Source organism: Galbibacter marinus, from assembly GCF_000300875.1.
Classification (GTDB): domain Bacteria; phylum Bacteroidota; class Bacteroidia; order Flavobacteriales; family Flavobacteriaceae; genus Galbibacter; species Galbibacter marinus.
In genome coordinates this window covers 1-20,079 of the sequence record NZ_AMSG01000037.1, presented here as the reverse complement: position 1 = coordinate 20,079, position 20,079 = coordinate 1, and the positions used below count along the sequence as shown (strand labels likewise).

Here is a 20,079-nt window from a genome sequence, read left to right as displayed (position 1 = left end):
TTACAGGAACTGAAAACACCCTTTACCAACAATTTTGCCCAATGTACGATAAAGGTAGTGCGTGGTTGAGTACCAGCAAAGAAGTAAAAAACCCATATTACGGTAGCAGAATGCTTAAATGTGGAAAAGTGCAAAAAACTATTCAATAAATAATCCACTGCCTTTAATACTCTTTTAAATATACTGGTTTATTAGTTAACAGTAGCTTAGGAGATGACAGGGTTACCTGAATAGTTGTAAAGTCCTGTCGTGGGAAGGAAAACAATGTTGATGATTAGTGTTAGTTCCTTCCCAAGTCAGGCACAATGAACTTTTGAAAAAGAGAAGTTGATTTGGTTAATAGCAGCCTGAACTGGGAGAGAGATTAAATCCCTAAATATAGCGTCTCTCTTCCTAGGTCGGGCAAATTAAAATTTCGCAGAAAAGAAGTTTAGTGAAGATGCTTGATTGTGAGGGGTAAAAATTTGGTTGGTTCATTAAAGTTTACCTCTCATCTTCAAGTATTATTTATATGGTTTTGCAAATAACAATAAAGAAAAGAATTTATAACAATGAAAGAATGTTGCAAGAACGGTTGCCAACAAACAATAGATAAATCTGTGGTTAAAAAATGGCTCAATTATATAGTATATACAATCCTAATATTAATAGTTGGTGGTGCATTGGCACTTCAATTATTTAGTTAAGAGCTTAAATTAAAATGGTTAATGACAACAAGAAAAAAATCTGAAAACACAGGATTTTACAAACAACTATTTAGGGTTCTTTAAAAATAAGGGCGTTGAAAGTACGATGAGCGGGATGGCACCTAAAAGCCCATTGCTTGAAAAGATTTTAAAGTATGTTGCCTATATCTGTTACGTCTGGTTGGTAGGTGGAATAATTGTCAAATATTTTGTGAATTAAATTATAGAAAGTATGGTCAACAGAAAGACAGCAAAATGGATTCGAAAAGCGCACCGATACTTGGGTATATTCCTCGGCATTCAGTTCTTGATGTGGACTATCAGCGGAATGTATTTTAGCTGGACGGACATTGATGAAATACACGGCGACCAGTTCAAAAAAGAAAAGCCACGGCAAACTGCTTTTTCCAACCTATTGGGGACTGAGCAATTAGCGAGTGAAGAACCAATCCAAACACTAAAATTATTGGAAATAGCCAATGAGCCGTACTATTGGATTAACGAAGCTAATTTATTTAGTGCTAAAACGGGAAATGAAAAAAATGGTATTACTAAAGCTGAAGCAAAACAGGTAGCCAATAGATATATGCTGCCCGATTTGGAAATAAGGGGTATAAAACGAATTGAGAAAGTAGATGCACATCACGAATACCGTGGTCGTCCATTACCAGCCTATGAGATTTCATATAAAACCCCACAAAACTTGAAGGCTTATGTCGCCATAGAAAATGGTGCATTTCAGACCGTTCGTCATAGAAACTGGCGCTGGTTCGATTTTTTGTGGATGAACCACACTATGGACTATCAAGGCAGGGACAACTTTAATACCATAACCCTGCGGGCGTTTTCATTGTTAGGGTTAATTACAGTATTAAGTGGGTTCTTACTTTGGTACATATCGTCGCCCACAATTAGAAAATTGGTTAAAAAGAAACGAAAATAAGTAACACTAAAACCAACATAAAATGGAAAATTCAAATCAAAATTCAAAGAAAAACAACTACACAAAATTTGTAGGTATGCTCGTGGCATCCTTCATAGCAATGTACGTTACAATGTACTTAAACTCTTATGAAATTGACCACGTCTATTTTAGTCTTACCCGATTTTATATGAGCTGTTTGGGTATTGCCGCTATGGCCATTATTATGTTTGTAACAATGCGTAATATGTACCAAAACAAAAAGAAAAATATAGCAATTGTTCTTGGAAGTATTGTTCTATTTGGTGGCGCGTTAGGCCTTGTGAGGGCACAGGCCCCAATTATTGGCGATGTGCTCTATATGAAAGCTATGATTCCGCATCACTCTATCGCCATTTTAACCAGTAAGCGAGCGGATATACAAGACCCGGAAGTGAAGAAATTAGCAGATGATATAATTAAAGCACAAGAAAAGGAAATTGCAGAAATGAAAGCAATGATTAAACGATTAGAAAATAACAAATAAAAACAAAGACAATGAAAAAAAACATCATTTATATAGGTATTGCCTTGATTGTTGGCCTTCTAGGTGGCTTTCTACTGTTCGGTGGAGATTCTACTGATAAGGCAACAAATAGTGCTAAAGACAATCACGAACATTCAGAAGAAATTGCTACTAATCAAATGTGGACCTGTTCTATGCACCCACAGATTATGCAACCAGAACCTGGCGACTGCCCAATATGTGGAATGGATTTAATTCCAGCTGAATCGGGTGCCGATGGCCTCAATGCCAATGAAATCAAAATGACCGATAACGCAATGGCTCTAGCCAATATTCAAACGTCACTTGTGGGACAAGGACAAATAGGAAATAATTCCCTAAAATTATCTGGAAAGATAAAAGCAAATGAAGAGTCAAATGCCGTACAGGTCACATATTTTGGAGGAAGAATTGAAAAACTATACGTTAATTCAACAGGAGAACGTGTTGGCGCAGGACAACGCTTGGCAACTATTTATTCGCCAGAATTAGTTGCGGCACAACAAGAACTGCTTACCGCTTCATCCTTGAAAGAATCGCAACCAGAATTATATAAAGCTGTTAGAAACAAGCTCAAACTTTGGAAACTTTCAGAAAAGCAAATCAACGCCATAGAAAACTCTGGGAAAGTACAAGAAAACTTTCCTGTGTACGCAACCGTATCAGGAACGGTAACACAGAAAATGGTAGAAGAAGGTGACTATGTAAAACAAGGACAACCCTTATACAAAATTGCCAATCTCAATACAGTATGGGCAGAATTTGATGCTTACGAAAACCAAATTGCGTCCTTAAAAGAAGGACAAACCATTAAAGTAACCACCAATGCCTATAGAAATGAAGTGTTTGACGCCAAGGTCTCGTTTATTGCCCCCTTATTAAACTCTGCTACAAGAACGGTGGTTGTGAGAGCTGTTTTACAAAATAAAAAAGACCTCTTTAAGCCGGGAATGTTTGTGGAAGGAAAAATCGAGGGTGCTCGAACGAGCACAGAGAACACCGTTTCTGTACCGTCAACGGCTGTTATGTGGACGGGCGAACGTTCTGTGGTCTATGTCAAAACAGACCCTAATAAAGCTGTTTTTGAGATGAAAGAAGTTTTATTGGGCAATGCCACTGGCGATAGTTATACCGTTCTTGAAGGTTTAAAAAATGGAGATGAAGTGGTAACTAACGGCACGTTTACAGTAGATGCCGCGGCACAGCTTCAGGGTAAAAAATCAATGATGAATCAAGAAGGAGGTAAAACTATGACAGGACACGAAGGACATTTGGGAATGCAAGAAGATGGTTCTGGAGAAAATATGGATGTAACCAATCATTCTCAAATGAAGGAAAGAATTAGGGTTTCAAACAAATTTCAGAATCAGTTAGAACAGGTTTTTGATGATTATATTCTTTTAAAGGATGCATTGGTAAACGATGATACCAAGGGTGCTCAACAAGCAGGAGAACAAATCAACCAGTCCTTGAAAAAAGTGGATATGAAGTTATTATCTGATGAAAAGGCGCATAACCATTGGATGACCATTCAAAAGGAACTAAAATCATCTGCAAATGCTATTGAGAACAGTTCAGACATAGGAGAACAAAGAGGGCATTTTAAGCATCTTTCGGCACATATGATAAGTGGTGTACAGCTTTTTGGGGTCAACCAAAATGTATATATCCAGTTTTGCCCAATGGCCAATAACAATAAAGGTGCCTATTGGATAAGTTTGGAAGAAGAAGTGCGAAATCCATATTATGGAGAGGCTATGTTAACCTGTGGAGAGGTAAAAGCAACTTTAAAATAAAACGAATTACGGATAAATCAAGTAATCTTCATAAGGCCAAAAAATAATCTTGGTTTTATAATGGCGAACGATAATGAGTGAAAGAAGAAGAAATAGACGAAAAAATGAAAGGAAGAAGCATCAACCTAAAAGTAATATCACAAAAAAAGATAAAATTATAGCTTTTGTTGTGATAGTATTGATTTTTGTAATTACTGCGATAGCTGCTGTTTACTATTCTTTACACAAATCTGGGTTAACCTTGTTTTAAAGACAAGTATTATATGAGAGAGATTATCTATATTAAAAATATGGTCTGCCCAAGATGTATCTCGGCAGTATCCAATATTTTAAAACAACTTGAAATATCCTATGCTTCTATTAAATTGGGAGAAGTTAAATTAGTGTCAACATTAAATGCAAACACCAAAAAAGAGCTTTCCGAAGCCCTTCAAAATTCAGGTTTCAGTTTGATTGACGACCGTAAAAGTCTGCTTATCGAGCAAATGAAAAATTTGGTAATTGAGAAAATACATTATTCCAATGAAAAGACCGAATTAAAATGGGCAGATATTGTTACTGGCGAACTTAACTTGGATTATAAATATTTAAGTTCCCTATTCTCGTCGGTAGAAAGCATCACGTTCGAGCAATACATCATCAACCAAAAAATTGAACGTGTAAAAGAACTTATTGTCTATGATGAATTAACCTTGAGTGAGATAGCTTTTCAATTACATTATAGTAGCGTTGCGTACTTAAGCAATCAATTCAAAAAAGTAACTGGAATGACACCTACGCAGTTCAAGAAATCTGTAGACAAAAACCGAAAATCCTTGGATGAGATTTAAGGTGTGTTTACCACTATTAAAGGGATATTTAAATCAATAGATGATATATTGATTTACCAATGAACCGAATTTAGATATCAAAATGAAATTAGACAGAAAGAAACATTGGGAAACAGTTCACGAAACTAAAAATCCAGACCAGGTAAGTTGGACGCAAGAAATACCAAAAACTTCACTGAAGTTTATACGTTCGTTCAAACTAAATAAAAAGGCAAAAATTATAGACATTGGTGGTGGCGACAGTAAACTTGTTGACTATTTACTTAAGGAAGGGTATAATAACATTACTGTACTTGATATTTCAGAAAAAGCAATTGCGAAAGCTAAAAAAAGACTGGGAGAAAAGGCAAGTAAAGTAAATTGGATTGTAAGCGACATTACCGAATTTGAACCAGATACATCTTTCGATGTTTGGCACGACAGAGCAACTTTTCATTTTCTTACAACAGATGACCAGATTAAAAAATATACTAACATAGCGACAATATTTGTAAGAGGTTATTTAATAATAGGAACCTTTTCACAAAACGGACCAAAAAAATGTAGCGGACTTGAAATAAAACAATACAATGAAGAGGAATTAACATCGGAATTAAAAAAAGGATTTGACAAAATTCGCTGTGTATCAGAGGACCACACAACACCATTCAACACCATACAGAATTTTCTGTTTTGTAGTTTTAAAAGACAATTAACTGTAAAGCCAGCAATACCTTCACCTACAAGCTAAAAGAACAGATGTACATTTCGGTAGTTTTAGTTTTTGCAAAACACAAATCAAAACAAAAGGAACATAATGATCAAAATTTACATATCATTCTTTTTTGTATTTAAGTATTTGCTTAAATAAGAAATAATTGTAACTTTGCCTTATGAAAAATAATTCTTGCATTAGACAACAGGCAGATATTGAACAGATAAACCGTTGTAAAAAGACAGTTTCAGAATTAAATGAATCGTTTGACTATTTGGCAAATGGACTTTCTTTAGTCGGAAATAATGTTCGGCTAAAAATTCTTTACCTACTCTTTGAGGAGAAACGACTTTGCGTTTGCGACTTAAGTGATATTCTCGAAATGAATATTTCTGCTATCTCTCAACATTTGAGAAAAATGAAGGACAGAAATTTATTGGAAACCGAAAGAGATGCTCAAACGATTTTTTACTCACTAACCCCTGAATATTCAACATTATTAAATCCGTTTTTTGAAATACTCGATAAAAACAAAGTTTTAGAAACGATATGAAACGTGAGAACAAATTAATTGGTGCAGGTTTACTTGCTGCTATTACAGCTTCATTATGTTGTATTACACCCGTTTTGGCTTTAATCGCTGGAACAAGTGGAATTGCCTCAACATTTTCTTGGCTTGAGCCTTTTAGACCTTATCTAATCGGGCTAACAATTTTAGTGCTCGGCTTTGCTTGGTATCAAAAACTAAAACCTCAAAAAGAAATTGACTGCGAATGTGAAACAGACGAAAAACCAAAATTTATACAATCAAAAAAGTTTTTAGGAATTGTAACTGTATTTGCAATTATAATGCTGGCATTTCCATATTATTCATTCATTTTTTATCCAGATAATAAAAAAGAAGTAGTCATTGTAAACCAATCAAATATTCAAACTGTAAACTTTAATGTTCAAGGAATGACTTGTGCTGGGTGTGAAGAAAGCATAAAACACGCTGTAAATGAATTGGACGGTATTATAAATGTAACCCCTTCGTATGAAAAGGGCAATGCCATCGTAGAGTTTGATAAGTCTAAAACCTCTAAAGTAGCTATTGAAAAGGCAATTAATTCAACAGGATACAAAGTTATAAAAGATAAATAAACGCAAAATTACCCATTATGAAAAAACTATCAATAGTGCCTATTTTGGCTTTAATGCTGTTTTCTTTTCAGGCCAAATCACAAAGCAAGGAGGTTACAAATCAAGTTGTGGAAGTAGCTTCAAAGAAACATAATGCAATCACGGTGAAATTTAAAATTACAGGCATTACTTGTGCTGGTTGTTCCAATGCTATTTATAATGCATTAAAGGAAGTGGATGGTGTTTTGGAACATTCGGTTGAATACCCTGGAGATATTGCTGTTATTGAGTTTGATGGTTCAAAAACAAGTATCAAAGCCCTAAAACTTATCATAGAAAAGAAAGGGTTTAAGGCCGAAGTAATTAAAGGGAAGGTCTAATTTTTAATAAGTAAACAGTACCGATTTCAATGAAAAATACAGCTAAAATGAAAATCAAAATGCCTCAAAATAGAGAAACCATTACATTGGAAATCGAGGGTATGACCTGTGAAGGTTGTGCAACACATATCGAAAAGGATATGAACGCAACTGAAGGAGTTTTAAGTTCCACAGTTAACCACGAAACCGGAAAAGGCGAATTTAATTTTGATGCTGATAAGATGAGTAAGGCAAATGTAATAGATGCTATAAACAGCGTTGGTGATTATTCGGTTGTAAATAATGTCGACGAGGAAGAGGTTTCCGCTGTAAATTCCAAAGGCCAAAATAAATTCGATTTAATAATTATTGGTGGTGGTTCAGCTGCATTTTCAGCAGCCATTAAAGCTGAAGGTTTAGGGCTCACAACACTTATGGTAAATGCAGGATTAGATTTTGGTGGCACTTGCGTAAATGTGGGTTGTGTACCGTCTAAAAACCTTATTCGGGCTGCCGAAACGGTACGTCTCGCTACGCATTCCAATTTTAAGGGTATAAAACCTAGAGGAGCAGACATTGATTTTACACAAATCATAAAAGATAAAAAAGCATTGGTTGCTTCACTTCAGCAACAAAAATATATGGATGTGGTAAGTGATTTCAAAAACTTAACAATGCTTAAAGGTTGGGCAGAATTTGTAGATAATAAAACCATTCTTGTAAATGGAAAAGATAGATACACAGCAGCTAACATCATTATAGCAACAGGAGCGACAACAAACATTCCAAGTATTGAAGGACTGAATAAAGTAGGCTACTTAACGAATGTTTCTTTATTCGATTTAGAAGAAAAACCAAAAAGCTTAACCATAATGGGAGCTGGCTATATCGGATTGGAAATTGTTATGGCATATAACCGTTTAGGAGTAAAAGTACGTATCATTGAATTTACCGACAGGCCATTACGCAGTCAAACAAAAGATATTACAGATGTTTTGGTAGAACAAATGAATAGTGAAGGAATTGAAATCCTTCCAAACTTTAGAGCTTTTAAATTTGAAAAGAAAGGTAACGATACAATTATTCATTGTAATTGTCCTGATGGTTCCACAACTCAAATTGTTGAAAAAGGACATATTGTGGTGGCTACAGGGACGAAGCCTAACACCTCTAATTTAGGGCTTGAGAATATTGGCCTAAAGTTAACAGAAAGCGGCCATATTATTGTAAATGAAAAGATGGAAACCAATATTTCCAATATTTATGCAGCAGGCGACGTCACCATTACACCGGCATTTGTTTATACAGCAGCAACCGAAGGTAGTACAGCAGTGAACAATGCGTTTTCATCAACAAAAACAAGTATTGATTATTCATCATTACCTTGGGTAGTATTTACAGACCCTCAAATCGCAGGAGCAGGTATAGATGAAATTGAAGCAGAAAAAAAGGAAATTCCTTTTGAAGTCAGTAAACTTGATTTAATTCACGTTCCAAGAGCCTTGGCAGCTCAAGATACCAGAGGGTTCATAAAACTGATACGCAACACTGAAACCGATAAATTAATAGGCGCAAGAGTAGTTGCACTTGAAGGTGGTGAACTGATACAACAATTGAGTATGGCTATTAAATTTGGAATCACTGTAAAAGATTTAGCAGAAAGCTTTTATCCATATTTAACTTTAGGAGAATCTGTTAAACTGGCAGCGATTACCTTTGGGAAAGATGTTTCCAAATTAAGTTGCTGCGCGAGTTAAGTTTGAGTTATGAAAGGAGAACAGTACAAATTACCTACTGATTTAATCTTGGATATTAAATCCAGATTAAAAACTTTGAGTGGTCAAATAAACGGCATTGTTAAAATGCTTGATGAAGGAAAGGACCCCGAACAAATAAACATACAGTTCAGATCCATTGATAAGGGGATTCAAAAAGCACATTACTTACTGCTGGATGAAGTCTATCGAAAAGCACTTGCTATTGGAATTGTAAAGGCCGTGGACTCTTGCCCAGGAAATTGTGGCAATGAAGATAAAATTGAATATTTAAAAAGTGAATTCCCCAATTTGGAATTATCCGATTTGACCAATCGCTTAAAAGAAATCCAAACTATTGAAACCAGATTAAAAAACTACAACGAAAAAAAAGGTTAAAAAAAGTTTGGTGACCCCCTACCTCACGTTCTCATCTTTGTTCCATTATTAATTTAAACTTAAATAAGATGAAACGACAAATCGAGATTTTTACAGCAGGTTGCCCGGTATGCGAGCCTGTGGTGCAATTAGTAAAAGAGACAGCAGGAAAGGACTGCGAAATCACACTTCATAATCTGTCCGAGCAATGCGAAAGTAAAATCTGTGTTTCAAAAATGAAGGAATATGGGGTTACAAGAGTTCCCGCCATTGCTGTGGACGGAAAACTACTGAATTGCTGCACCAACATCGAAATCACAAAAGAGGATTTGGTAAACGCGGGAATAGGAAGTTGTTAGGTATGGCAATTACTAAATGGAACAAAAAAACATCTATGGGGACTGCTGTATTTTCAGCAGTTTCCCTTAAACTATGCTGCTGGGGTCCTTTGCTACTTACAAGTGTAGCTGGTATTAGTGGAAGTTCTGTCTATTTTTCTTGGCTTATTGCCTTGAAACCTTATCTGTTGGTTATAGCATTTTTGTCATTGGGACTGGCCTTTTATCAGGTTTATAAAAAAAAGAAGGTGGACGATTGTGGTAACTGTGATATGGCTAAGCCATCATTTTTTAAGTCGAAATTCTATTTGTGGTTGGTTACAGTGTTTGTTGTTGTAATGACATTGGTTTCTTATTATCCACAAATATTTCATTCAACGGAGAAAGTAGGAATTGTTGCAACAAACAATACCGATATTCAAACTGTAAAGTTGAATATTGAAGGGATGGTATGCTCGGGTTGTGAAGAAAACATCAACCATTCGGTAAACAAAATTGACGGGGTTACAAATGTATCTACGTCTTTTGAAGAAGGGACTTCAATTATAGAATTTGATACCACTAAAACGAATGTCGATGAGATAAAAAAGGTCATTCAATCAAAAGGGTATTTGATTACAAATAGTAGAGACTGATAGACACGTATCCATTGCGGTGATAAAAGATAAATTAAAAACGACTTATCCAATTGGTAGTAATAATTCGTGAAGAGTAAATTCTACAAATCATTCAGCATATAACGTAACACATTACAGTCTTTTAATCCTGAAATTTGTAACATACAAATAAGAACGGATTTATGGAGACAATCAACATATTTGAAACCAAAGAAAAGAATACTAAAAAAGGAATAAAGGAATCATTCCCTGTTACGGGAATGACTTGTGCCTCTTGTGCAGCAAGTGTTGAATCTGTATTAAAACACACGGAAGGTGTGTTTGATGCAAGTGTTAATTTTGCCAATAGTTCCGTTCTTGTGGAATATGACAAGGAGTTGAGTCCAAATCAACTTCAAAACGCGCTTCGTGAGGTCGGTTACGATATTATAATTGATGCCGAAGACCCTTCGGAAGTACAGCAAGAACTTCAGCAAAAGCATTATCAGGACATAAAAAACCGTACTATCTGGTCGGCCATACTTACCCTTCCCATTTTTGTATTAGGAATGTTTTTTATGCAATGGGAACCAGGTAAGTGGATTTCTTTGGTGTTGACTTTTCCAATTCTTTTTTGGTTCGGTCGTAGCTTTTTCATCAATGCTTTCAAGCAAGCCAAACACGGTAAATCAAATATGGATACGCTTGTAGCCTTGAGTACAGGAATCGCTTTTCTGTTTAGTGTGTTCAACACTTTTTTTCCTGAATTTTGGTTGAATCGTGGTATCGAGCCTCACGTTTATTATGAGGCGGCAACGGTAATTATAACCTTTATTTCCTTGGGGAAACTATTGGAGGAAAAGGCAAAGTCAAATACATCTTCAGCCATTAAAAAATTAATGGGACTACAGCCTAAAACGTTGAAAATTATTGAGAATGGTGAAGAAAAGGAAATTCCTATTTCGTCTGTTCAAGTAGGTCAGACCATTTTGGTGCGTCCCGGAGAAAAGATTCCCGTGGATGGCGAAGTTTCCAAGGGAAGCTCATATGTAGATGAAAGTATGATTACTGGAGAACCCGTTCCAGTTCAGAAATCCCAAGGGGAAAAGGTATTCGCTGGTACCGTTAATCAAAAAGGAAGTTTTCAATTTACCGCTGAAAAAGTAGGTGGAGAAACCCTGCTTTCCCAAATCATTAAAATGGTTCAGCAAGCGCAAGGGAGTAAGGCACCCGTTCAAAAACTGGTCGATAAGATTGCCGGTATTTTCGTTCCTGTGGTATTGGGTATTTCCATTGTAACCTTCATTGTCTGGATGTCTTTAGGAGGCGATAATGCCTTTTCACAAGCCTTATTGACCTCTGTAGCAGTATTGGTAATCGCCTGTCCTTGTGCTTTGGGATTGGCAACACCTACCGCCATTATGGTGGGAATTGGTAAAGGCGCAGAAAATAATATCCTTATAAAGGATGCCGAAAGTTTAGAACTCGGTCATAAAGTGAATGCTGTCATTCTTGATAAAACAGGTACAATTACAGAAGGAAAGCCTTTAGTAACTGATATATTTTGGAAGGATAAACTCGAAGATATCAACGAATACAAAAAAGTTCTTCTAGCTATTGAAGCACAATCAGAACACCCTTTGGCGGAAGCTGTAGTCAATCACTTAAAAGATGAAAATATTGAAAAAGCTGAAATTGCTTCTTTTGAAAGTATTACAGGAAAAGGTGTGAAAGCTCAAACAGAAAATGGTTCACCATACTATGTTGGAAACCATAAACTAATGCTTGAGAAAAATATTCAAATCGATGCTTCCTTGATGCAAACAGCAGAAAGTCTCGAAGAGCAAGCGAAAACCGTCATTTTCTTTGGCAATGAAAAACAAGTGCTGGCGATACTCGCCATTGCAGACAAGATTAAGGAAACTTCAAAAATGGCCATAGCAACACTTCAAGAACGAGGCATTGAGGTCTATATGCTTACTGGAGATAACAATAAAACCGCATCTGCTGTCGCAAAACAAGTAGGAATAACAAATTACCAAGGAGAAGTGATGCCTTCGGACAAAGCGGCTTTTGTCGAAAAATTACAGGCGGACGGAAAGATAGTAGCAATGGTGGGCGATGGTATCAACGATTCGCACGCCCTGGCGCAAGCCAATGTGAGTATTGCTATGGGCAAAGGTTCGGATATCGCAATGGATGTAGCAAAAATGACCTTGATAACATCAGATTTACAATCTATCCCAAAAGCATTGGAACTATCAAAAAGAACCGTGTTGGGCATACGTCAGAACTTATTCTGGGCATTTATTTACAACATTATTGGCATTCCAATTGCAGCGGGAGTTCTTTATCCTGTAAATGGGTTTTTGTTGGATCCGATGATTGCAGGTGCAGCAATGGCATTCAGTAGTGTATCCGTAGTTGCAAATAGCTTAAGACTTAAACGAGTAAAACTTTAATAATAAATAAATTCAATACTATGAAAACTTTAAAATTTAAAACAAATATCAATTGTGGTGGGTGCGTATCAAAAGTCACCCCTTTTTTAAACAAACAAGAAGGTGTAGAAAGTTGGGAAGTAGATACCTCTAATCCTGATAAAATCCTAACCATTGAAAGCGATGGTGTAACCGAAGAAGATGTAAAGGCGACTTTGCAAAAAGTGGGATTTAAGGCCGAACCTGTAGATTAATACGTTTTTAATATGGCTTATATTTTTATTTCGGTTGTGATTGTTCTTTTTGCTGTTCATTTTTATAGAAAAGCAAAACGTCATAGTGTAAAGCCATTTCCAGAACATTGGCATAAATTATTGACGGATAATGTGCTGTTTTATAGAAATCTATCAAAAGACGCACAGCTAATTTTTCAGCAAAAAATGATGCTATTTTTAAGTGAGGTCTATATCGATGCTGTGCAGTTTGAACTGGAAGAGTTGGATAAGGTTTTAATTGCAGCAAGTGCCGTCATTCCAGTTTTTGGCTTCAAGGAATGGCACTACACAAATTTAAGTGGCATCCTTTTATATCCTGATAATTTTAATGAGGATATGCAATTTAGCAGTAAGGATAACTCACGGAATATTGGTGGAATAGTTGGAAATGGAAGGTTCGAGAAACAGATGATACTTTCCAAGAAAGCATTGTACCACGGCTTTAAAAATACAACCGATAAAAGCAATACTGGCATACACGAATTTGTGCACCTTATAGATAAGTTGGACGATAGAACAGACGGTGTGCTAGAGCGGCTAATGGAACATCAATATGCCATACCTTGGTTAAACTTAATCCATAAAGAAATGGAAGCGATTAACGATAACCATTCAGATATTCGTAAATATGGTGGAACAAATCAAGCTGAATTCTTTGCGGTTGCTTCAGAGTATTTTTTTGAACGAGCGGATTTACTAAAAAGAAAACATCCAGAACTTTATGGGATGTTGGTGGAATGTTTTAGGCAAGAACCGAGCACTTGAGAAAATGAATCAGGCAAACTATAGAGAGTTCAGTTTACACTCTCGTGTAACGTGCTCAAACGTTAGTTTACTATGATTTCCGCATATCCTGAAAGTTCCTTTACGTTTCAAATTATCCTATGAATCCAGTTTTTTGATTTTATCAGTTAGTTCTTCAGGTTATAAAATTGGTATTGCTTCACGTTCTACACGCAATCCCAATCCTTTGGTCTGATTTATATGGTTAGTAGTAAATTGATTTATGTGAACGTAAATAATTCCAATATCATCACTCATTCGGGTTTGCCAGTCAAAACCATACAATTCTTTCAACCATTTAAAAGGTGTAGTTCTGAACATAACATTGGGGTTTTTGTAATGCCGGCCATCATCCAATAGTATGATTAGCAGATAAACCCTGTTGAATCCAATTTCGGTATATCCATTTGCCTGAATAGTTCCCTTTTTTTGAACGCTTGTAATCTTGTTTATTTTTGGTGGTTGATTTTCAAGCGATTCGGTTTTTACTATTTTACATTCTATTCCAACCGCATTTTGTTCCTTTCCTTGTTCATACAGAAGAATGTCAATATCCCCTGGCATTTTGTTTGGGATTGTGATAGGTTCTTTAACGCCACATTGGTATTTCACCGAATTTGCGGATGGAAATACATTACTAAATAACATCTTTTTGAAATCTCGATTTTCCATAAGCCAATTAACGGCTTGGTCTTCGCTATCAAAAGTTCTGGTAACACTTACATCTGGCTTGGGATTGTTTACGAAAAATGAAATGGTCGAAGAACCATCAAGAGGTTGTCTATCCGAAAACACATATTCTGTCACCTCATATTCTGGTGGTGGTTCTTTTCGGAAGAATTGAACTATTCTATTTTTAATACCTGCCCATATTCTCATACGTTAAAATGGAAATATTTGGTTAGTAAATTGTTTGAATATGTCGCTGGCGATAGCTTTGTCAAAGGCTTTGGCTGCGACCAAATCGCCAAGTTTTGATTTTAATAACTGACCAAACGATTTTTTGCTAAGATGCGGAATGTCTTTGCGCAGCTCATCAAACTCATCGAAGATGATTTGCTGACCATATCCTGATCTTTTAACTTCGGCAAGTACCTCTTTGAGAAGTGTTTTTAATTCTTCATCAGAATCGCTAATTTTTGAGTAGTCGGGCACTTGGGATTTTCTGGCTTGTTCAATGGCATACTTTCCCTCAAGCTTTAGTTTGGCATTTACCTCACGACCATTCATAGTCTCAATAAGGCCTCGTTCTTCAAGCATTCTACCATAGTCCCAATCTTCGCTACGCCCACCTAACTTTAGGCCGTTACCTTCAAGAATCCACTTAATAGAATAGTATTTCCCATCATTATACAGTTCATATAGTTTAGAAAGTATAAGATCAAGAATGCCTTCGGTATCAAGGTTTTTACGCTCTTCTAAATCAATGTCATCAGCTCGCACAATAGCATCTGAAATGAATAATATTTTTAAATAGTAATCAAGCCCATTAATTTCATCTTTAATGGTTTGAATAGTTTTTTTGACTCTTTGGTCGATACCTAATTTCATTCCGAAATTATATCCTTGTTGAGCCTTAAACTCGTATGCAAAATTGGTGTGTTCAGGGTCAAAAGAAGCCTTTACATAACTGATTACATCGCTTTCCCACGATTGTTTTTCCTCTTTCAATTCATTTAATAAATCCTCAGTTCTTGCTGCTTTATATTTTTTAATAAGCGCATTTCCTTCGGACTGAAAATTTTCAAGACTACTTTTAAATTCAGTCCATTTAACCTTTAACACCATAAACATAAAATTATGTTGGTAAAGGTAAGGGAATGGCAATTGAATATGTTGAAATATGACTTTAAAATATTTGCAGATGGCTGATAATAGTTCAAAAATTTACCACACTATCCAAAGCATCATCTGCTTCTTTGTGAATAAAATTAGCTTGATAGTTCAATGTGGTTTTTAAATCGCTATGACGATACAATTTTTGCAGCATAAAGGGATGGATGGTATCACCAGCAATATTGCCAAAGGTATGCCTCGCAATATGCATTGTAATTTTCTTATCAATTTTCGCCTTTTTAGCTATAGATTTTAAGTTGTCATTAAATTTCTTGGTAGCTGTCTTTCTCTTGTTATAGACATCTTTTGCATCATCGAGATTCGCTTTTTTCAATTCGGGAAAAACAAAATCGGTTGCATATCTTTTGTCTTCTTTGTAATAATCTAAAATTTTGAAAACCTTATCTGGAATTTTTAATGATAGTAATTTTGAGTTTTTGTTCATTCTATAATGCAACCTTTTGTCGTATATGTCAGACCACTTTGTCCACAATACATCGGTAACTCGCATTCCGGCAAAATTAAAACTAAAGAGCCAGACATTTCGAGTGTGTATTTCACTCAAAGTTAAATTCTCAAGAGCTTCTATGGCTCTTACTTCAATAATATTCAACCCGACTTTGCTTGTTTCTGGAAACTTAATTTTAATCTTGTCACCACCAAAAGGATATAATTCCCTACTAACTATTTTGAGCTTAATAGCTCTGTTGAACAACAACCTAATGAGGACTAAGATGTTCATTACTGATGTTTCTGAAAGTTCGTGTTTGGCTTTCAAATATATCATCAGCTTTTTTAGGAAGCGTTCGTTAATTTCCTGAAAAGCCAACTGTTTTGATTTATTAAACTTTATGATATAGCTAACCAAAGCACTATCCGTAGATAAGCGGTTTAATTTTTCGGCGATTTCCAATTCGTCCAGATGCTCTTGTGCTAGTTCAAAAAAGGTAGCAGAGTTTCCCGAGGCATATATCTCTTTTTTGATTTGGTTGGCAGATGCATCTTTATGCTCGGATTGTAAGTCAATAAGTGCTTTATTGGCGTTCGAGAGTTCCTGTGATAGCAACTTGTTTAAACTATCAGCATTTGAACTAGACTTTCTTACTCGAATATTTTTTTCGTCCCAATCCTCTATGTCAATATAATGACCTATATATTGATATGTTGAACGACGATTTTTTGTAATTCGAACAGCTAATGGGTAAAGCCCTTTACTGTTTGGTTTTTTACGTAGAACTATCTTTGCGTTTGATGACATAATTGACCTGTTTTGAGTACGAAAGTCAAATCAGGTACAACATAGGTACAACATTCCATTTTGAATGTATTCCTTTACCTAAGTACACCATAAAGATACGAAATTATTGTTCTTTTCAGGTACAACATAGGTACAACAAATGTTGAAATCAATTGAAAATGAATGACTTTGTTTCAATTTGGTGCAATATACGCTAGACTTAGGATCTAGTGCCGCAAGGTGTGAAGGTTCGACTCCTTTCACCCGCACAAAAAGCTGAAGATTTCTCTTCAGCTTTTTTTATATAACAAAATCTCCTCTAATCATTTTTATAAAGTTGGGAATTTCAACGCTATCAATTTCCTAGTTTATTTATACTTTTAAGTGCTATTAGGAAACTATAAGGTTATGCTACAAAGAGAAATATATTTAAGACGACTAAAACTCCGGTATAAGGAGATATGGAAAATCAACTTTGTTTGAATTGTTCCGCCAAGACCTAATTAATTCAGGAATTTCCGAAAAGCGTATTCAACAGTACAATTTAGAGGATCCTGATCACACACCACATTTTTAGATTGAAAAAGTTTCTATGATTTCATACAAAATGAATTTAGTATTTACCATCGCAATTACAATAGGATTAGTCCTTCAATCAGTAGGCACCTCCACAGTTAACCGAGATTTGCTAACCAAGAGCAATATTCAAGAAAAAATAGAACTTTCTAATGACTCAACGATTGTTTATCAAACAAGCAACCTGGTGATCAAAAAAATATCGGATCATGTTTACCTTCATATTTCATACCTAAACACTGATGAGTTTGGCAAAGTAGGCTGTAATGGAATGTTAGTAATCAGTGATGGCGAAGGAGTTGTATTTGATTCACCTACCAATAATCAAAGTTCAAAAGAGTTAATTCAATTTGTAAATCGGAAATTAATGAGTGACATAAAAGCGTTTGTTCCTACTCATTTCCACCAAGACTGTGTAGGTGGATTAGAAGAATTCCAGAATAATTATATCCCAACATATGCTTCTAAACAAACCTTAGCTCTACTAAAAAAAAATGGTCAAACGTTCACCCTTCCAGTAAAGAGTTTCAATCGTAATCTTAATCTAAATATAGGAAATTATAAAGTGTATGCTGAGTATTTTGGACAGGGACATACTAAAGATAATATTATTGGTTATTTCCCACTAGAGGATGTAATCTTTGGAGGATGCCTGATTAAAGAAATTGGAGCAGGCAAAGGATATTTAGGGGATGCCAATAGTGAGCAATGGTCAAAAACTGTTGAAAAAATAAAATCTAAATATCCTCATGTTAAGCTTGTGATTCCTGGCCATGGTCAATTGGGTGGAAGTGACTTAATTGATTATACTATAAATCTTTTCACTAACTAAAAACAGTAAGTAATCGTTCAAAATCACTTTAACTAATTACGCCGCAGAACATTAAATTTTACGTATTCGGTAAAAACTCTGCAAAAGAATTCTTGAACTGGCAAAGGATTCCAAAAACAAATGCCTAATTTTGCCCGTCCAATAACAAATAAACACGCACAACGCTTTAATTATCAGAAAAATACATTGGAGCAACTAAAAAAGAAAGAACGAAAAAGTGAAATTAAAACGAAGAAGAAAATTAGTAACTTATTTAAGTATATTAGATCAACCCGTTAAATTTAACCCTTTCGTCTTCAGCAGAAACTTTGTTCTATGGGCTCTTCTAGGGCTTTTAGGTGGAGTCATCGCTGGACTTTATTGGATAACACTAGAATTTTTAACACATCAATTTACATTTTTCTCCGGCTGGAGTGTTATTCCACTTATGGCCATTTGTGGTCTGGGAGCAGGTCTTATAATTCACTTTATTGGTGATCCTGGTGAAATTCATCTAATTGTAAATAACATCCGGTTTAATAAAGGAAAACTAGATCCCAAAAATAATCCCTCCATGATTCTATCTTCCTTGCTTTGTGTTGCATCAGGTGGTAGTCTTGGTCCAGAGGCTCCAATGGTACAGATCACTGGATCAACAGGGACTTATATTGGTAAATTATGCCGCCTTAAGGGTGAAGATCTCAGATCGATGAGTATCGCTGGGATGGCCTCTGGTTTTACTGCCCTATTCGGGGCTCCATTAGGAAGTAGTTTATTCTCATTGGAAATATTACACCACAAACATGCCGTAGAATACTATAAAGCAGTCATACCGGCTTTTGTGGCGAGCTGCTTTAGCTATTTGGTATTCGCTTTTATCGTACATTTAGGACTGGGTCCACTTTGGGACTTGTCAGCCTATGAATACTCTGGATTGTTTGATTTCGCATATGCTGTTATCTTTGCAATGGTAGGAGCTGCTTTTGGATGGGGTTTTATTATTTGTGCCAAATTCTTTAAAACACTATTTGAAAAAAGACCAATCCCAATATATATAAAAACAACTATTGGTGGAATCTTACTTGGTGTGATCGCATTCTACCTTCCTATTACAAGGTATTATGGGCATCATGAAATCAATGACTTACTTTCTGCTAATTTTTCCTTAACCTTATTATTCGCAATTCTAGTGTTTAAGGTTATTGCTATTGCAATTACAGTAACTTCAGGGTGGAGAGGTGGATTTATCATCCCGCTGTTTTTTACTGGTGCGACCCTTGGATTAATCATACATCAGTTGTTCCCCACGGTCAATCTTTCATTAGCAATTGTGAGTTGTATGGCAGCTATTAATGCCTGTGTAACTAGAACCCCAATGAGTACCACTATCTTATTGGCCACATTAACAGGGTTTGGGCATTTCATTCCTATTTTATTCGCAAGCTTGACAGGTTACTTTTTAGCTCCAAGAATCCCTTTTATAGGTTCACAATTGAAAAAGTAAAAAGCCGTCATTTAGATAAGGGATCTTTAAGGGAATTCACCAAATTAAATCTTGTTTTTTATTTTTTTTCAAAATGAATCAACCTTTTAAAATATTCAAAATAAGACCTCAGCAGGCTGAGAAAATAACTTCGTATCCAGAAAGCCCACATATTCATAAACATACTGCGGAAACCCATTGATTTTTAGTGGATGGGAGGAAAGAAGTCATCCCCTTTGTTAATAACTTATTTTTTTTAAATGTAATCATATAGCAACTTTTTTGAACTTTGTATTATGAAAATGACTCTGAAAATCAAGCTTTTGCCTAGCGATGAGCAGGCCGCATTGCTCCTTCAAACCCTCAGGGAAGCTAATGCTGCTTGTGGTGCCATTTCCCAGGTGGCATGGCAAGAAAAGATTTTCAATAAAGTCAAATTACACCACCAAGTGTATCATCCGCTCAGAGCTACCTTTAAGCTTTCTTCTCAAATGCTGATACGATCTATTGCCAAGGTTTGTGATGCGTATAGTTTGGACAAGAAAACAAAACGCACATTCAAACCACTTGGGGCTATAGCCTATGACGCTAGAATTATGACCTACAAGCCAAACAATG

General features: G+C 35.7%; 21 protein-coding genes and 1 pseudogene. 19 read left to right on the top strand and 3 right to left on the bottom strand.

All coding sequences use genetic code 11. The features are described 5' to 3' along the window. The 16 genes and pseudogenes from I215_RS16030 to I215_RS14735 form a co-directional block, all read left to right on the top strand. Positions 1-149, top strand: a pseudogene (locus I215_RS16030) (DUF3347 domain-containing protein); the annotation flags it as partial. Between the two features lie 769 nt (positions 150-918). Beyond that, positions 919-1,629, top strand: coding sequence for a PepSY domain-containing protein (locus I215_RS14805; protein ID WP_008992802.1), 711 nt, complete (start codon positions 919-921; stop codon positions 1,627-1,629). Positions 1,630-1,651: 22 nt separating this feature from the next. After that, positions 1,652-2,134: a DUF305 domain-containing protein gene (locus tag I215_RS14800; RefSeq protein ID WP_008992801.1), complete on the top strand. Its 483-nt coding sequence runs from the start codon at positions 1,652-1,654 to the stop codon at positions 2,132-2,134. 11 nt (positions 2,135-2,145) lie between these two features. Then, the gene (locus I215_RS14795; RefSeq protein WP_008992800.1) at positions 2,146-3,948 is read left to right on the top strand and encodes an efflux RND transporter periplasmic adaptor subunit; all 1,803 of its coding nucleotides are present in this window, start codon (positions 2,146-2,148) and stop codon (positions 3,946-3,948) included. A 263-nt stretch (positions 3,949-4,211) separates the two neighbouring features. Continuing rightward, a complete protein-coding gene (locus I215_RS14790) occupies positions 4,212-4,778 on the top strand; it encodes a helix-turn-helix domain-containing protein (RefSeq protein WP_008992798.1) in 567 nt (188 codons plus the stop codon). A gap of 82 nt (positions 4,779-4,860) precedes the next feature. Next, positions 4,861-5,508, top strand: coding sequence for a class I SAM-dependent methyltransferase (locus tag I215_RS14785; protein WP_008992797.1), 648 nt, complete (start codon positions 4,861-4,863; stop codon positions 5,506-5,508). A gap of 142 nt (positions 5,509-5,650) precedes the next feature. Next, positions 5,651-6,025 (top strand): ArsR/SmtB family transcription factor, encoded by a 375-nt coding sequence (locus I215_RS14780; RefSeq protein ID WP_008992796.1) that lies wholly within the window; start codon positions 5,651-5,653, stop codon positions 6,023-6,025. Continuing rightward, entirely contained in the window at positions 6,022-6,615 is a 594-nt protein-coding gene (gene merTP, locus I215_RS14775) for a mercuric transport protein MerTP (protein ID WP_008992795.1), read from the top strand. Before I215_RS14780 ends, merTP (I215_RS14775) begins: the two co-directional genes overlap by 4 nt. A gap of 17 nt (positions 6,616-6,632) precedes the next feature. Beyond that, on the top strand, positions 6,633-6,974 hold the full coding sequence (locus I215_RS14770; protein WP_008992794.1) for a heavy-metal-associated domain-containing protein: 342 nt from the start codon (positions 6,633-6,635) through the stop codon (positions 6,972-6,974). Positions 6,975-7,003: 29 nt separating this feature from the next. Continuing rightward, complete coding sequence (gene merA, locus I215_RS14765) at positions 7,004-8,710, top strand: mercury(II) reductase (protein ID WP_008992793.1); 1,707 nt, start codon at positions 7,004-7,006, stop codon at positions 8,708-8,710. 9 nt (positions 8,711-8,719) lie between these two features. After that, complete coding sequence (locus I215_RS14760; RefSeq protein WP_008992792.1) at positions 8,720-9,106, top strand: metal-sensing transcriptional repressor; 387 nt, start codon at positions 8,720-8,722, stop codon at positions 9,104-9,106. A gap of 68 nt (positions 9,107-9,174) precedes the next feature. Further along, complete coding sequence (locus I215_RS14755; protein WP_008992791.1) at positions 9,175-9,444, top strand: thioredoxin family protein; 270 nt, start codon at positions 9,175-9,177, stop codon at positions 9,442-9,444. 2 nt (positions 9,445-9,446) lie between these two features. After that, complete coding sequence (gene merTP, locus I215_RS14750; protein WP_008992790.1) at positions 9,447-10,058, top strand: mercuric transport protein MerTP; 612 nt, start codon at positions 9,447-9,449, stop codon at positions 10,056-10,058. 164 nt (positions 10,059-10,222) lie between these two features. Continuing rightward, positions 10,223-12,481, top strand: coding sequence for a heavy metal translocating P-type ATPase (locus I215_RS14745; protein WP_008992789.1), 2,259 nt, complete (start codon positions 10,223-10,225; stop codon positions 12,479-12,481). 20 nt (positions 12,482-12,501) lie between these two features. After that, complete coding sequence (locus I215_RS14740; protein ID WP_008616468.1) at positions 12,502-12,714, top strand: heavy-metal-associated domain-containing protein; 213 nt, start codon at positions 12,502-12,504, stop codon at positions 12,712-12,714. A gap of 12 nt (positions 12,715-12,726) precedes the next feature. After that, positions 12,727-13,500, top strand: coding sequence for a M90 family metallopeptidase (locus I215_RS14735; protein ID WP_008992788.1), 774 nt, complete (start codon positions 12,727-12,729; stop codon positions 13,498-13,500). 159 nt (positions 13,501-13,659) lie between these two features. Here I215_RS14735 and I215_RS14730 read toward each other — a convergent pair whose 3' ends face one another. The 3 genes from I215_RS14730 to I215_RS14720 all read right to left on the bottom strand — a co-directional run bounded on the left by I215_RS14730 (position 13,660) and on the right by I215_RS14720 (position 16,612). After that, the gene (locus tag I215_RS14730) at positions 13,660-14,397 is read right to left on the bottom strand and encodes a hypothetical protein (RefSeq protein WP_008992787.1); all 738 of its coding nucleotides are present in this window, start codon (positions 14,395-14,397) and stop codon (positions 13,660-13,662) included. 3 nt (positions 14,398-14,400) lie between these two features. Beyond that, positions 14,401-15,306, bottom strand: a complete 906-nt coding sequence (locus tag I215_RS14725; protein ID WP_237738981.1) for a hypothetical protein — start codon at positions 15,304-15,306, stop codon at positions 14,401-14,403. A gap of 91 nt (positions 15,307-15,397) precedes the next feature. Continuing rightward, complete coding sequence (locus tag I215_RS14720; protein WP_008992785.1) at positions 15,398-16,612, bottom strand: site-specific integrase; 1,215 nt, start codon at positions 16,610-16,612, stop codon at positions 15,398-15,400. Positions 16,613-17,198: 586 nt separating this feature from the next. Between I215_RS14720 and bla the strand changes: the two genes are divergently transcribed. From bla to I215_RS14705, 3 genes are all read left to right on the top strand, one after another. Then, positions 17,199-17,999, top strand: a complete 801-nt coding sequence (gene bla / locus I215_RS14715; protein WP_040460588.1) for a subclass B1 metallo-beta-lactamase — start codon at positions 17,199-17,201, stop codon at positions 17,997-17,999. Between the two features lie 217 nt (positions 18,000-18,216). Next, positions 18,217-19,482 (top strand): chloride channel protein, encoded by a 1,266-nt coding sequence (locus I215_RS14710; protein WP_008992783.1) that lies wholly within the window; start codon positions 18,217-18,219, stop codon positions 19,480-19,482. Between the two features lie 275 nt (positions 19,483-19,757). Continuing rightward, the coding region (locus tag I215_RS14705) for a transposase (protein ID WP_008992782.1) at positions 19,758-20,079 on the top strand (322 nt) is incomplete at its 3' end.

What these genes read in the sequence shown, in the direction of transcription:
- I215_RS14805 (WP_008992802.1), top strand. Translation starts at nt 919, where the DNA reads ATGGTCAACAGAAAGACAGCAAAATGGATTCGAAAAGCGCACCGATAC.
- I215_RS14800 (WP_008992801.1), top strand. Translation starts at nt 1,652, where the DNA reads ATGGAAAATTCAAATCAAAATTCAAAGAAAAACAACTACACAAAATTT.
- I215_RS14795 (WP_008992800.1), top strand. Translation starts at nt 2,146, where the DNA reads ATGAAAAAAAACATCATTTATATAGGTATTGCCTTGATTGTTGGCCTT.
- I215_RS14790 (WP_008992798.1), top strand. Translation starts at nt 4,212, where the DNA reads ATGAGAGAGATTATCTATATTAAAAATATGGTCTGCCCAAGATGTATC.
- I215_RS14785 (WP_008992797.1), top strand. Translation starts at nt 4,861, where the DNA reads ATGAAATTAGACAGAAAGAAACATTGGGAAACAGTTCACGAAACTAAA.
- I215_RS14780 (WP_008992796.1), top strand. Translation starts at nt 5,651, where the DNA reads ATGAAAAATAATTCTTGCATTAGACAACAGGCAGATATTGAACAGATA.
- merTP (WP_008992795.1), top strand. Translation starts at nt 6,022, where the DNA reads ATGAAACGTGAGAACAAATTAATTGGTGCAGGTTTACTTGCTGCTATT.
- I215_RS14770 (WP_008992794.1), top strand. Translation starts at nt 6,633, where the DNA reads ATGAAAAAACTATCAATAGTGCCTATTTTGGCTTTAATGCTGTTTTCT.
- merA (WP_008992793.1), top strand. Translation starts at nt 7,004, where the DNA reads ATGAAAAATACAGCTAAAATGAAAATCAAAATGCCTCAAAATAGAGAA.
- I215_RS14760 (WP_008992792.1), top strand. Translation starts at nt 8,720, where the DNA reads ATGAAAGGAGAACAGTACAAATTACCTACTGATTTAATCTTGGATATT.
- I215_RS14755 (WP_008992791.1), top strand. Translation starts at nt 9,175, where the DNA reads ATGAAACGACAAATCGAGATTTTTACAGCAGGTTGCCCGGTATGCGAG.
- merTP (WP_008992790.1), top strand. Translation starts at nt 9,447, where the DNA reads ATGGCAATTACTAAATGGAACAAAAAAACATCTATGGGGACTGCTGTA.
- I215_RS14745 (WP_008992789.1), top strand. Translation starts at nt 10,223, where the DNA reads ATGGAGACAATCAACATATTTGAAACCAAAGAAAAGAATACTAAAAAA.
- I215_RS14740 (WP_008616468.1), top strand. Translation starts at nt 12,502, where the DNA reads ATGAAAACTTTAAAATTTAAAACAAATATCAATTGTGGTGGGTGCGTA.
- I215_RS14735 (WP_008992788.1), top strand. Translation starts at nt 12,727, where the DNA reads ATGGCTTATATTTTTATTTCGGTTGTGATTGTTCTTTTTGCTGTTCAT.
- I215_RS14730 (WP_008992787.1), bottom strand. Translation starts at nt 14,397, where the DNA reads ATGAGAATATGGGCAGGTATTAAAAATAGAATAGTTCAATTCTTCCGA.
- I215_RS14725 (WP_237738981.1), bottom strand. Translation starts at nt 15,306, where the DNA reads ATGGTGTTAAAGGTTAAATGGACTGAATTTAAAAGTAGTCTTGAAAAT.
- I215_RS14720 (WP_008992785.1), bottom strand. Translation starts at nt 16,612, where the DNA reads ATGTCATCAAACGCAAAGATAGTTCTACGTAAAAAACCAAACAGTAAA.
- bla (WP_040460588.1), top strand. Translation starts at nt 17,199, where the DNA reads ATGAATTTAGTATTTACCATCGCAATTACAATAGGATTAGTCCTTCAA.